This is a genomic window from Halorubrum halodurans (genome assembly GCF_002252985.1).
Taxonomy (GTDB): domain Archaea; phylum Halobacteriota; class Halobacteria; order Halobacteriales; family Haloferacaceae; genus Halorubrum; species Halorubrum halodurans.
Genome location: NZ_NHPJ01000118.1, coordinates 1 through 12,960 on the forward strand (window position 1 = coordinate 1; position 12,960 = coordinate 12,960).

At 72.1% G+C, this 12,960-nt stretch carries 13 protein-coding genes; 6 read left to right on the forward strand and 7 right to left on the reverse strand.

Features of this window, described 5'->3' with window-relative positions:
- The 5 genes from ftsZ to DJ70_RS13620 all read right to left on the reverse strand — a co-directional run.
- On the reverse strand, positions 1-1,043 hold a 1,043-nt coding region (ftsZ, locus tag DJ70_RS13600; RefSeq protein ID WP_143421041.1), incomplete at its 3' end, for a cell division protein FtsZ.
- Positions 1,044-1,191: 148 nt separating this feature from the next.
- Complete coding sequence (locus tag DJ70_RS13605) at positions 1,192-2,661, reverse strand: D-aminoacyl-tRNA deacylase (protein ID WP_094533883.1); 1,470 nt, start codon at positions 2,659-2,661, stop codon at positions 1,192-1,194.
- 73 nt (positions 2,662-2,734) lie between these two features.
- Positions 2,735-3,685 carry a calcium/sodium antiporter gene (locus tag DJ70_RS13610; RefSeq protein WP_094533885.1) on the reverse strand — a complete coding sequence of 317 codons (951 nt, stop codon included), beginning with the start codon at positions 3,683-3,685 and terminating at the stop codon, positions 2,735-2,737.
- A gap of 67 nt (positions 3,686-3,752) precedes the next feature.
- Positions 3,753-3,947 (reverse strand): DUF7333 family protein, encoded by a 195-nt coding sequence (locus DJ70_RS13615; protein ID WP_094533887.1) that lies wholly within the window; start codon positions 3,945-3,947, stop codon positions 3,753-3,755.
- Positions 3,948-4,264: 317 nt separating this feature from the next.
- Positions 4,265-5,224 (reverse strand): PhzF family phenazine biosynthesis protein, encoded by a 960-nt coding sequence (locus DJ70_RS13620; RefSeq protein WP_094533889.1) that lies wholly within the window; start codon positions 5,222-5,224, stop codon positions 4,265-4,267.
- Positions 5,225-5,363: 139 nt separating this feature from the next.
- Between DJ70_RS13620 and DJ70_RS13625 the strand changes: the two genes are divergently transcribed.
- From DJ70_RS13625 to DJ70_RS13635, 3 genes are all read left to right on the forward strand, one after another.
- On the forward strand, positions 5,364-6,710 hold the full coding sequence (locus DJ70_RS13625) for an alkaline phosphatase family protein (RefSeq protein ID WP_094533891.1): 1,347 nt from the start codon (positions 5,364-5,366) through the stop codon (positions 6,708-6,710).
- A gap of 28 nt (positions 6,711-6,738) precedes the next feature.
- On the forward strand, positions 6,739-7,446 hold the full coding sequence (locus DJ70_RS13630; protein WP_094533893.1) for a hypothetical protein: 708 nt from the start codon (positions 6,739-6,741) through the stop codon (positions 7,444-7,446).
- Between the two features lie 71 nt (positions 7,447-7,517).
- Entirely contained in the window at positions 7,518-7,796 is a 279-nt protein-coding gene (locus DJ70_RS13635; protein WP_094533895.1) for a ubiquitin-like small modifier protein 1, read from the forward strand.
- Positions 7,797-7,865: 69 nt separating this feature from the next.
- Here DJ70_RS13635 and DJ70_RS13640 read toward each other — a convergent pair whose 3' ends face one another.
- Positions 7,866-9,557 carry an aldehyde ferredoxin oxidoreductase C-terminal domain-containing protein gene (locus tag DJ70_RS13640; protein ID WP_094533897.1) on the reverse strand — a complete coding sequence of 564 codons (1,692 nt, stop codon included), beginning with the start codon at positions 9,555-9,557 and terminating at the stop codon, positions 7,866-7,868.
- Positions 9,558-9,719: 162 nt separating this feature from the next.
- Here DJ70_RS13640 and DJ70_RS13645 point away from each other — a divergent pair, with 162 nt between their 5' ends.
- Both DJ70_RS13645 and DJ70_RS13650 read left to right on the forward strand, forming a co-directional pair.
- Positions 9,720-10,343 (forward strand): DUF7097 family protein, encoded by a 624-nt coding sequence (locus DJ70_RS13645; protein WP_094533899.1) that lies wholly within the window; start codon positions 9,720-9,722, stop codon positions 10,341-10,343.
- Positions 10,344-10,423: 80 nt separating this feature from the next.
- Entirely contained in the window at positions 10,424-11,239 is an 816-nt protein-coding gene (locus DJ70_RS13650) for a hypothetical protein (protein WP_094533901.1), read from the forward strand.
- A 96-nt stretch (positions 11,240-11,335) separates the two neighbouring features.
- On the opposite strand, the gene DJ70_RS13655 is transcribed toward DJ70_RS13650, so the two are convergent.
- Positions 11,336-12,076 carry a hypothetical protein gene (locus DJ70_RS13655; RefSeq protein ID WP_094533929.1) on the reverse strand — a complete coding sequence of 247 codons (741 nt, stop codon included), beginning with the start codon at positions 12,074-12,076 and terminating at the stop codon, positions 11,336-11,338.
- Positions 12,077-12,239: 163 nt separating this feature from the next.
- Between DJ70_RS13655 and DJ70_RS13660 the strand changes: the two genes are divergently transcribed.
- Positions 12,240-12,893 (forward strand): DUF6517 family protein, encoded by a 654-nt coding sequence (locus DJ70_RS13660; RefSeq protein WP_094533903.1) that lies wholly within the window; start codon positions 12,240-12,242, stop codon positions 12,891-12,893.
- Positions 12,894-12,960 lie beyond the last annotated feature (67 nt).

Sequence of the window (12,960 nt, forward strand, 5' to 3'; positions counted from 1 at the left end):
AGATGTGTATAAGAGACGGCGTCGACGGAGGTCCCCCAGATGATCCGCGCGTCGGGGTCGATCCGGTCGTAGATCTCCTCGACGACGCCCTCGGCCTCCTCGATGGACATGTCCTGTCCGCCGGTGACGTTCACGAGCGCGGAGTTCGCCCCGGAGATGTCGACGTCGAGCAGCGGCGAGCGGAGCGCCGACTTCACCGAGTCCTGCGCCTTCGACTCGGAGTCGGACTCGCCGAGCCCGATCATCGCGACGCCGCCCTTCTCCATCACGGTGCGGACGTCGGCGAAGTCGAGGTTGACGAGGCCGGGTTTGGTGATCAGCTCCGTGATCCCCTTCACCGAGCGCATCAACACCTCGTCGGACACCTTGAACGCCTGCCGGACCGGGAGCTTCCCGACCGCGTCGAGCAGGCGGTCGTTGGGGACGACGATCACGGTATCGCTCACGTCGCGGAGGCGCTCGAGGCCGGCCTCCGCGTTCGTCCGTCGGACCTCGCCCTCGGCGGTGAACGGGGTCGTGACGATGGCGATGGTGAGCGCGCCGGAGTCGCGGGCGGCCTTCGCGACGACCGGTGCGGAGCCCGTCCCCGTCCCCCCGCCGAGCCCGGCGGTGACGAACACCATGTCGGAGCCGTCGATGGCGTCGGAGATCTCCTCCTGGGACTCGATGGCGGCCTCCTCGCCGACCTGCGGGAGCGAGCCCGCGCCGCGACCCTGGGTCTTCTGTTGGCCCATCAGGATCTTGGTGTCGGCCTCGATGTTGACGAGGTGTTGGACGTCGGTGTTGGCCGCGACGAGCTTCGCGCCGTGGATCCCCTCCTCGGTCATCCGGTTGACCGTGTTGCCGCCCGCGCCGCCGCAGCCGACGACGGTGATGTTGGTCTGGAGGTCCCGGAGGACGTCCTTCAGCTCGTCGTCGGTCATCGTGCCGGTCTGCGGCGCCGCGCCGGCGTGTCCGTCCTGTGCGGGGTCACCGGGACCCCCGGAGCCGTCCGCCGGGGATTCCTCGGCTTCGTCGATGGCGTCCTCAACGATGGAGTCCATGATATGGTTCCGTTGCGACCCCGACGTATTTATTCTTGCCCGATCGTCCGACTGGCGTCAGACGGCGGGAGCCCCCGCGAGTGGGCCCGAGGTGACCGCTCGGTCCGCTCGGTCCGCTCGACACGCTCGGTCCGAACCGCCCGCCCGGTCACTCGATCGGGAACCGCTCCTCGGAGCGCGTCGCGACCGCCTCCGGGACGATCGTCTCGCCGTCGATCTCGACCGGGTCGCCCGACGCCAGCCGCCCGAACGCCGGGCCCTCCGGCACGCCCAGATCGGCCGCCAGCGCCGGGTCGAAGGCGGTCTCGCGGGCGATCACGGCGTCGTCGTCGACGACGACCTCGTCGTAGCCGGCCTCGAGGACGGCCGCGAGGTCGGCGACGAGGTCCGCGTGGCCGGGCGCAGCGTCGTCGACCGCGAACGCGACCGACCCGGCGGCGCGCGTGCCCGCCTGCTCGGTCCCGAACGCGACCGCGTTCGCCTCGACGGCCTCGCGAGCGGCCGCGGCGTCGACGCCCTGTGCCCGCGCCAGCAGCTCGGCCGGGAGGTCGCGGACGACCACCGCGTCCGGGGCGTCGCCGGGGTCGGTCGCGCCGTCGCGGTCGGTCGCGTCGCCCTCGGGAACGATCGACCCGAACCGGAGCCCCTCGTCGACGGGAGCGATCGCCGCCTCCAGGTGGTCGACGAGATCGAGCGGGCGGTCGTCGACCTCCCTGACCCACGTCTCGCTCACGACCCGGTGACCGAGGTCCCGGATCGCGTCGGCGAGCGCCGGGCGGTCGCCCTCGATCACGGCGTGGTCGGCGCGGCTCCGCTCGAACGCCGCCTCGATCACGTCGCGGTTCGCGTCCGGCGCGCCCATCTCGTCAAGCGCCCAGTCGGCGCCGACGTGGCCGACCGCCCACGCGGTCTCGCGGACGAGCCGGGTGAACCGCGGGGCGTAGTGGCCGCCCCCGAAGCCGACGACATGGCGGGTCCGACCGTCGGCACCCAGGCGATCCGGGCCGGTTCCCCGGAGCGCGAGGACGGCCTTCGCGACCGCGCGGGCTCCCGCGGGATCCGTCCACTCGGACTCGTCGGACCCGAGTTCGGCGAACAGCGACGGGACCGCGGCGTCGGTCGGGCCGTGGTGGGTACACTCGATGCCCACGTCGTACCCCTCGGGCGCGTGCGTCGCCATCGCGTCGACGACGCGGTCGACCGCGCCCGGCGCGGCCCGCGCGAGGGTTCGCGGCTCCCCGCCGTACTCCGCGGGTCCGAAGTTGCCGGTGACGTGGGCGGTGAGGAGCGGCCCGGTGTTTCCCGAGTGCCGCGAGACGAACACGAGGAGGTCCGGAGGGGCCTCGCGCGCCTCGTCGCTCCCCTCCTCCCGGTCGACCTCGGCCCCGCCGTCTCCCCCGTCGTCCCCGCCGCCGAAGGCGGCTGCGGGGTTCGACAGCTCGATGTGGAGGTCCGCGAACTCGCGAAGCTCGAACCCGTCGGTCCGGTAGTAGGTCCCCCCGCCCGCGGCGTCCGGGCGGCTCCCGTCCTCGTGGCTCGTCCAGTCGCCGACCTCGAGCAGCCGTTCGCCGACGTGTACGGAGGCGCTGTCGGCCCGGCTGACGACGATCGCTATCACGGCTCCGACTGGGTCGCCGTCGACCGAATAGCCGTCGGTTCCGGTCGGTGCGGATCCGCGGCGGCGACGACCCTCACGGCAGCAACAGGTAGACGAACGTCGCGTACGCGGCCACGAGGACCGCGCCGTCGACGCGGGTGAGCCGGTCGCCCCGGTACATCAGCCCGACGACGAGCAGGGTGAACGCGAGGAGTGCGGGGAACTCGAACGCCCGGACGCCGGGGCTCACGTCGATCGGGGAGACGAACGCGAGCAGGCCGATCACGGCCAGGACGTTGTAGATGTTCGAACCGACGACGTTGCCGACGCTGAAGCTCGCCTCGTCGCGCGCGGCGGCGACGACGCTCGCGGCGAGTTCGGGCAGCGAGGTGCCCACCGCGAGCACGGTGAGCCCGATGAAGAGATCCGAGAAGCCCGCCGCGGCGAGCAGCTGGCGCCCCCCGTCGATCAGCCAGCGCGAGCCGAGCACGAGCGCGGCGATCCCGGCGACCACGGCGAGGACGTCCCGCAGCTCGGCGTCGGGCATCCCGTCGCGTTCCGCGTCGGTGATCTCCGCCTGGGTCCGCCGGACGCGGCGCAACACCACCAGGGTGAACGCGACGAGCGCCGCGAGGAGGACGCCTCCCTCGACGGGACCGATCCGGCCGTTCCACCCCAGCGCGACGAGCAACAGCGCGGCGAGGATCATGAACGGGACGTCCCGTCGGAACACGGTGCCGGAGACGTCGAGCGGACGAATGAGCGCGGAGACCCCCAACACGAGCCCGATGTTGGCGACGTTCGAGCCGACGATCGCGCCCAGCCCGATGTCCGTCGAGACGGTGAGCGCCCCGAGCACCGCCACGAACAGCTCCGGGGTGGTCGTCGCGAACGCGACGACGGTCACGCCGACCGTCGAGGCCTTGAGCCCCACCGCCAGCGCGAGGTCGCGGGCGCCCGCCACCAGGAGCTCCGCGCCGGCGTACAGCAGGCCGACGCCGACGAGGAGGAGCCCGAGTTCGGTGACGGGCGAGCCGAGAACCATGCTCCGCCGTTCTCGCCGCCGCCCAAAAACGACGCGATACGGTTCGACGACGGCGGCGGCTCGACCCCTACGTTCGGGTCGCGCGGAACTCGCCGTGTTTCATCCCGACGACGAAGACGATCGCGCCGAAGGCGACCATCGACGGGAGGACCATCATCAGCGTCGTCGAGAGCGGCATCATGCCGCCGCCGACGAGCCCGGCGACGCCGATGGCGATCAGAAGCGCCACGAGACCGGCCGCACGCGGGAGGTCGAACTCCATGTGAGCGTTACGGGGCTCGCGGACGTAAGGGTTCGGTCGAGCACTCACGAGCCGGCGACCGTCGTCCGGAACGGTGGCGCGCCTCCGAGCGCCCAATGGGCGCGAGGAGCCCGCGAGGGATGCTGCGAGCGCGTGGAACGCGCGAGCAGCGAGGCTGGGGAGGCGTGAGGCGCGGTGCGGAGCGGTTGGGTGGGACTCAACGGGGCAGTCGCCGGCGGCAACGCCGCCGGCTTCCAGAGGCGCGTAGCGCCTCGCTGCCGCGGGGCTTTGGCGGTCCTCACCGCGCCGGCAACCACGTACCGCCGAGCGGCTCGAACCTACGCCTCGATGATCTCGTCGTCGTCCTCCTCGGGGATCCGAAGCTCCCCGTCGAGCGAGACGACAGCGTCGCCGCCGACCGCGACGGTCACGTCGCCGTCCTCCGCACCCCCTTCGCCCTCCTCGACCCGAACCCGGACGTGGCCGGGGCGGTCGAGGAAGTGGCCCTGCTCACACCGGATCTCCTCCGGGAAGTCGCCCTCGAAGGCGTCGACGGCGCGGAGGTAGCCGCCGACCGCGCCGCTCGCGGTGCCCGTCACCGGGTCCTCCGGGACGCCGACGGCGGGCGCGAACGTCCGGCCGTGGAGCGTCGAGTCGGCCTCGAGCGCGTCGAAGGTGAACGCGTAGACGCCCGCGGCGTCGAACTCGGCCGACAGCTCCTCGACAGCGCGCATGTCCGGGTCGGCCTCGCCCAGCCGCTCGAGGAAGTTGACGGGGACGACGAGGAAGGGGAGCCCCGTCGAGGCGACGGCGACGGGGAGGTCCGCGCCCACGTCGCGCAGCGCGGCCGGGTCGATCCCGAGCGCGGAGCCCAGGCGGTCGGCGTCGAGGTCGGCGGGATCGACGGTCTCGACCGTCGGCGGCTCCTGGCGCATCCAGACCCGTCCCGACTCGGTCACCGTGATCGGGAGGTCGCCGACGTTCGTCCGGAGGACGTGCTCGCCGGCGTCGATCGCCCCGTCCGCGAACAGCGAGGCGTACGAGGCGACCGTGGCGTGCCCGCAGAGGTCGACCTCGTCGGTCGGGGTGAAATACCGGATCCGGCGGTCGGCCGCGTCCCCGTCGCCGTCCTCCTCGACGGGCGTGAGGAAGGCCGTCTCGGACGCGCCGAGTTCGGCCGCGATCCGGCGCATGCGGTCGCCGTCCAGTCCCGCGGCGTCGGGGACCACGCCGGCGACGTTGCCGGCGAGGGGGTCGTCGGTGAACGCGTCGACGAGCAGCGTGCGTCGCGTCTCCATGCGGCCACCTCGTCGCCGCCTCGCAAAAGTCTCCGGGTCGCCGGCCGTCCGGGAGGGGAGCCGATCGCGTGGGCGGCTGAGCCGCCTCGGCGGTCCGACCGATATCAACCCTTTTGCTTCTCTCCGTTGATGGAGGCCTATGGGCCTCTTCGACCGGCTGCGCGGGAACGACACCCCGCGCGTGGCGTTCCTCGGGATCGACGGCCTCCCGCACGACCTCGTGGCGAACGACCCCGAGACGTTCCCGACCCTCTCGGCGATCGCCGAGGCCGGCGACGGCGGGGCGATAGACAGCATCGTCCCGCCGGAGTCGAGCGCCTGCTGGCCCGCCCTCACGACCGGCGTGAATCCGGGAGAGACCGGCGTCTACGGCTTTCAGGACCGCGAGGTCGGCTCCTACGACACCTACGTGCCGATGGGCCGGGACGTCCAGGCGACGCGGGTGTGGGACCGGGCCACGGCCGCCGGACTCGACGCGACGGTGTTGAACGTCCCCGTCACCTTCCCGCCGCAGCGGGACGTCCAGCGGATGCTCTCGGGGTACCTCTCGCCGGAGGTCGACCCCGCCGCCCACCCGGAGGAGCTGCGGACGTATCTGGCCGAGGCCGACTACACGCTCTCCGTCAACGCGAAGCTCGGCCACAAGGCCGACAAGACCGCGTTCATCGAGCACGCCCGCGAGACGCTCGACGGCAGGGCGGCGCTGTTCGAGCGCTACGTCGAGCGCGACGACTGGGACCTGTTCGTCGGCGCGTTCACCGCCCCCGACCGGGTCAACCACTTCCTGTGGGGCGACTACCTCGACTCGGGGCCGTACCGCGAGGAGTTCCTCGAGTTCTACGCCGCGCTCGACGAGCACGTCGGGTCGATCCGGGCGGCGCTGCCCGACGACGTGACGCTCGTCGTCGGCTCGACGCACGGGTTCACGCGGCTCGATCACGACGTGTACTGTAACGAGTGGCTCGAGCGGGAGGGGTGGCTCGAGTACGACGACGATGAGCACGGCTCGCTCGCGGACATCGGCGGCGACGCTCGGGCGTACTCGCTCGTCCCCGGCCGCTTCTACCTCAACCTCGAGGGGCGCGAGCCCGAGGGCGTCGTCCCGGAGGCCGACTACGACGAGGTCCGCGCGGAGCTGATCGCGGACCTGGAGGCGTGGGAGGGGCCGGACGGGACTCCCGTGGTCGACCGCGTCGTCGAGCGCGAGACCGCCTTCCGGGGCGACCACGACGCGATCGCGCCCGACCTCGTGGCGGTCCCGAATCCGGGGTTCGACCTGAAGGCCGGGTTCCGGCCGCGCGACCGCGTCTTCGACCCGGACGGGCCGCGGACCGGCATGCACGCCTTCGAGAACGCCGCGCTCTTCGTCGACCACCCGGCGGCGGCCGTCGAGGACGCGGACCTCCTCGACGTCGCGCCCACCCTCCTGAAGCTGCTCGACGTGGAGTACGCCCGGACCGACTGCGACGGCGCGAGCCTGGTGTGAGACGGCCGGCGACGGTGACCTCCATCGCATGACGGCCGTGCTACAGGCCGCGTTCCTCGCGTTCCTCGCCGGGATCCTCGGCGCGCTCCTCGTCGGAGCGCTGTCTCGGGACCTCCGGGCGGTCGTGAACGGGGTCGCGTCCCTCGCCGCGGCCGCGACGCCGACGCTCGTCGAGCGCGCGATCGCGCTCGGGACCGGCACGAGCGTGACGGTTCCTCCCGAGATCGCGGCGTGGATCGCGGCCGCCGGGTTCCTCCACATGCTGGGGATGTTGGGGTGGTACGACGCCGTCGGGTGGTGGGACCACCTCACCCACGCCGTCTCCGCCGCCCTGGTCGCGGCGCTCGTCTACGGGAGCCTCCGAAGCCAGGGCGTCCTCGGGTCGCAGGCCACCGACCGCTACGCGGTCGTCTTCACCGTGCTGTTCACCCTCGGGACCGGCGTGGTCTGGGAGTTCGTGGAACTGGCCGCCCGCGAGCTCGCCGAGCACGTCGACGGGCCGCCGGTGCTCGAGTACTACGGCCTCCGCGACACGGTACTCGACATGGCGTTCAACGGCGTCGGCGCGGTGGCGGTGGTCGCGCTCGACGTGCGGGCGTTCGCGTCGACCGCCGGGCGGGTCCCGCGGATCGCGGAGGCGGTTCTCGTCGGGAGCACCGTCCTCCTGTTCGCCGGCGCGCTCTCTCTCGGGGTCGTCCTGGAGGCCGTACGGGGCGCCACGACCGACGCCGAGTGAGGCCGCCCGCGACCGTTCGGAGATCCCCGCGACCGCCAACGCTTACTCGCGGCCGGCCGATACCCGCACGCATGCTGGTCGTCTTTCGAGCGTACGGGCCGGTGCGGGACGCCGTCGGGGCGAAGACGGTCGAGCGGGAGCTCCCGCCGGACGCGACCCTCGAGGACCTGCTCGCGGAGCTGCTCGCGGAACACCCCGACCTGGCGGACCTCCTCTACGCCGACGGCGACCTCGGCGACGCCGTCAGCCTCACCGTCGACGGCGTCAGCGTCTCGCGGCTCGACGGGCTCGAGACGACGCTGTCGCCGGGCGACGAGGTGCGTGCGGCGCCGCCGATCCACGGCGGGTGAGCCGTCGACCCGGACGTTCGATCCCCCCAGTCGTCGGGCAGGCCGTGACCGGCGCGGCGTTCGATCCCCTCAGTCGTCGGCGACGCCGCCGCCCCCTCCGGCGACGTGGCCGGCCGGGACCGTCCCGTCCGGGTTCCAGCCGCGCAGGTCGTAGTACTCGTCGAGGGCGGCCTCGAACCCCGGCAGGTCGTACGGCAGCCTGTCGTCCTCGCGGTCGAACCCGCGGCGGTTGTTGAAGTGTCGCTCCAGTTCGATCACGCGGTCGCCGACGGCGAGGAGGTCCTCGAAGTCGGCGTCGAGGAGTTCGGCCCTGGCCTCGTCGTCGACGTAGCCGCTCGCGAACGCACAGAAGATGCCCGAGTCGCGGACGACCTGTCGGTTCTCCCGCTCGATCAGGAGTTCGGGTTTCCCATCCAGTCCCTTCGGGTCGACCTCGCCGTTGTACTCGAGGCTGAGGAACGACGAGTACATGTGGTCGGCCCCGCGGTTCGCCACGGCGTAGGAGAGCCCCTGTCCGTGGATGGCCCGGCCGTCGTGGGCGGCGAACTCGAGGCCCTTGACCGACCAGTTCTCGACGCCCAGCTCGTCGTGACAGCGGGCGACGCCCTCGGCGAGCGTGTCGCCGACCCCCTCGCGGCGGGCGATCTTCTCGAGGGTCTCGTGGACCAGCTCCGCGTCGCCGAACGCGTCCTCGCTCGCGAGGTAGGCGGCGACGGTGTCGCCGGCGGAGATGGTGTCCATCCCGAGGGCGTCACACCGGTCGTTCGAGATCATCACGTCGACGACGTCGTCGACGCCGGCGTTGCTGCCGAACGCCATCACGGTCTCGAACTCGGGACCCTCCGTCTCGACGCCGCGCTCCTCGTCGCGGGTCGGGAGCTTACACGCGAACGCGCACATCGAGCACGCCGCCTTCTTGTACTTCTTCTCCTCGACGGCGTCCCCGCCGATCCCCTCGACGCCCTCGAAGCTCATCTCCGAGAAGTACCGGGTCGGGAGGCCGAATTCGTCGTTGATGAACTCCGTCCCGTTCGTCGTCCCCTGGCGTTTCATGACGTCATCGGCGGTCGCCGCCTCGCGGTGGACCTCCGACTGGATCCCCTCGGGGAGCTCGACGCGGGCGGGCGAGTCGCCGGCGAAGGTGAGACACTTCACGTTCTTCGCGCCGAGGACGGCTCCCAGCCCCCCGCGGCCGAACGCACGCGTGTCGGAGGTCATCACGCAGGCGAACCGGACGCGGTTCTCGCCGGCCGGGCCGACCGTCGCGAGGTGTTCGCTCTCGAGGCCGTGGCGGTCGCGCATCGCCTCGGTCACCGCGGGGACCTCCGCCCCGGCGAGTTCGGGCACCTCCTCGAACTCGACGGCCGGCGCCCCGTCACCCCCGCCATCCCGGACGTGGACGGCGAGCAGGTCGTCGCTCGCGCCCGTCACCTCGACGACGCTGTGGCCGGTGTCGACGAAGTTCCGCGAGAGGTAGCCGCCGGCGTTCGTCGAACACAGCCCGTCCGTGAGCGGCGAAAGCCCCGTCATGTTCATCCGCCCGGTGAAGCTCATCTGCGAGTGCTGGAGCGGCCCGGAGGAGAAGTACACCCGGTTCTCGGGGCCGAACGGGTCGGCGTCGAACGGGATCCGGTCGTGGGCGAGCTTGGTCGCCACCCCGCGGCCGCCGACGAACGCGGACAACGCCTCGTCGACGTCCGTCGTCTCCGCCTCGCGAGCCCCGACGTCGACCGTCAGGAGGTCGCCCTTCGCGTGGTTCATGCGGACACGTACCACGCGACGGGTTAGGGAGGCTGGGAAACCGTACAGGATTTCCGGTACCCGCCGCGACCGCGCCGCGTTCCGTCCGGCCGGATCGTCCCCGCGTCGGCGTGGCGATCGCCGCCACGTCGAGTTGAAGTGTGCCGGGGCGGATCGACGGGTATGGAACGGACGCCGGAGGGGACGCCCGTCGGGATCGACGATCCCTACGCGGTCGCCGGGGCGTGCGACCATCTCACGGACGACGGACGGTGTCGGTTCGCGCTGACGCGGGCGGGCGACGACCCCGCGTTCGCGGCCGCCCGGCGTGCCGACGACCACGCCTGCCACGTCGGCCCCGACGCCGAGTGGCGGGCGTGTCCCCACTACCGGTCGACGACCGACGGTCGCGAGTGCGCGCGCTGCGGGCTCGCGGAGGTCCGGCTGGCCCACGAGGACGCCCGGCCGCTGGTCGAGGAGCACCACCTCTCGTACGGCGACGCGGACGACGTCGGCCGCGCCGCCGCGGACGTGACCGCCGCCGACGATCTCGGTCCGGACGCCGCGGCGCCCCGCGACGACGCCGGAGACGCCGACCGCGACGACGCCGGGCCACACGAGATCACGGTGGCGCTGTGTCGCTGGTGTCACGCCAAGGTCCACACCGGCGTCGCCCGCGTCGACGACGACGCGAGTCCGGACCCGGAGGCGATCGCCGCGCGGGAGGGCCGCCGGACCAGGGAGCGCGAGGAGTCGGCGTTCTCGACGGCTCGCGAGCGGTACGGGTCCGACGGCGGCGGCGAGTGAAGCGGAGACGCGGGGCCGGGGACCGGGTTCACGAGCCGGCACACGATCGAACTTTAGTGCCGGTACGCGGTAGTCGCGGCATGGACGAGCGCCACGAGCGGCTGAAGTCGGGCCCGAACGTCCTTCGCGGACGAGCCGTACGGGTTCCCCTCCCGGACGTGGAGGCGGAACGGTCGCTCCACGAGAACATGACGCGGATCGCGGACGCCGGCGAGCGAAAGAGCGATCTGCTCGACGATCCGGACGTTCCGCTGACGGAGGTGTACGAGGACGAGCTGGACGAGATGCGCCGGAGCTTCGAACACCGTCTGCGGCAGGTCGCCGGCGAGGACTACTACGAGGTCGCGCTCGCCTACGTCGACGGCGAGCGCGACGACTGGATCGGCGCGCTCGCGGCGTACTACCTGGAGTGTTACTACCGGCTACAGGAACGATACACCGTCGACGACCAGATCTTCTTCCTGCTTATCCTCCGCTATCCGGACTGTTTCACGGTGAACCTCTGTTTTCTCGACGGGGAGGTCGGCCCGGACGCGGTTCGATACGAGTCCTCGGCGCACGTCGAGGCGGACCTCAGCGACCACGACCGGGAACAGTACTACGGCGACTGCCAGTACTCACAACACGAGGCCGCGGCGTACCTTCGGGAGAACGTGTCGTGCATCCGCGAGGCGTTCCCGGATCCCGACGCGACGCCGTACGACCGGCATCGGTACGGCGGGTTCGTCCACGTCACCGGGCGGGACGGACCGACGTTCGCGGAGATACTCGACTCCCGGACGCCGGATCCGGATCGATTCGACGACGAGGCGTCGGCGCCCGGCCTGGTTCCGGAGGGGCCGGAAGCCAGGCGAGCCAAGCGGGATCTCCTCACCGATCCGGAGGTCGTCGTCTGACCGACGGCCCGCGGCGGTGACCGGCGGGGCGGCCCCACGGTACGAACGGCCGAGGATCCGCCGACCGCGCGGCGGCCGTCGAGCAGCCGGGAGGGGCTACTCCTCGGGTTTCGGGCGAACCAGGTTCGCGAGCGCGACGAGCGCGCCGAGGAACCAGCCGAGCGGGACGGAGATCCCGATCCACATCAGGACGTAGCCGAGCCCCGGAAGCCCCCACTGCTCGCCGAACGTCTCGAGGTCGAAGGCGCTTCGGAGGGTGTCGTTGAGGTCGCCGAACGCGAGGAACGTGTCGAGGATCCAGACGGCCAGGTCGTAGCTCGGCGGAAGGATGATCGCCTCGAGGCTCGGCGTGACGAGCGCGGCCACGACGGGCGGTAAGAAGAGCGCGGTCATCGCGAAGGGGTACGCCAGCAGGACGCTGACGAACCGCCCGCCGACCTTCGAGAAGCCGGCGGCGAGCGCGGCCGAGACGATCGCGACGACGCTGGCCGCGCCGACGGCGATCACGTCGGCGGTGGCGAGTTGGAGGTAGGTGACCAGGGTGAGCGCTCCCCAGACGAGGGTCGCGACGAGCACCGCGCCCAGGATCCCGATGCGGGTCACGGCGGAGTCGAGCTTCGCGGCGTAAAACCGGGTCGCGAACCCGACGAGAAGCAAGGGATACGCCGCCGCGACGAGCGGGGCGCCGAGGACCGCCCAGAGGTAGTAGCCGACGGTCTGGGGGGCGGTCTCCGGCTTCCACTTGCCGAGCACCGTGCTGGGATCGAGCTGTCTGGGGAAGACGACCTCCATCCAGGTCTCGTGGAGTCGGATCACGTCCAGGAGAAGCGCCTCCAGCAGGCCGATCTGCCCTCGTCGTTCCATTTGGCTCACATCGCGCGCGGGGTGACGTGAACTTTGTGCCTCGCGCCGGGGCGGACGGGCGGACGCGACGACGCCGTCGCTCTCGGGGCCGTTTCGGGCGGTACGGTTAAGCCCGACTGCGGACGTACGTCCGTACATGAACCGGAGACGACTACTGGGGGCGATCGCGGCGTCGGGGGCGATCGCGGCCGCGGGGTGCCTCAGCGGCGAGGACGGGACCTACGAGTTCGACGCCGAGCCGGCGCGGGTGCCGGACGCGGCGCTGTCGGAGGCGGGCTACGAGGGTGAAGGGCCCCAGGCGTTCGAGGTCGAACGGACGTTCGAGGTCGGCGGGATCGAGCGACGGGTGTCGGCGGCGTCGTGGGTCGCGAGCTACCGGAACCCGGAGCGGGCGGCGTCGCTGCTCGTCGCGAGCACGCCGAACGCGACTGTCGCCGGCCGGTCGGTCAACCCGCTCGTCGGGGCGGACGACGCGGACCTGCTCCGGCGGCTGCTCGAGCGGGGCGGCGGCGTCGACGGCGGGAGCGTCGGCGACCTCGAGGAGGTGGGCACCGAGACGCGACCGATCCTCGGCGGCGAGGCGACCGTGACGACGTTCGCGACCGAGATACGGTTCGAGAACGCCGGCGACGCGCCGATCGACGCCGAGGGGAACGTTCCGGCGCTCGTCCACGTCGCGACCGTCCAACACGACGGGGACGTGCTCGTGATCGCGGGCATCCATCCCCGTGCGGTCGAGGAGGGGGAGACGCAGGGCGCGCTGATGGAGGCGGTCGAACACGGGGAGTGAGGCGGTCGAACGCCCGCGGTGGGGCGGTCGGATCGGGGGATTCGACGGGTCTCGCGGCGGTGCCCGT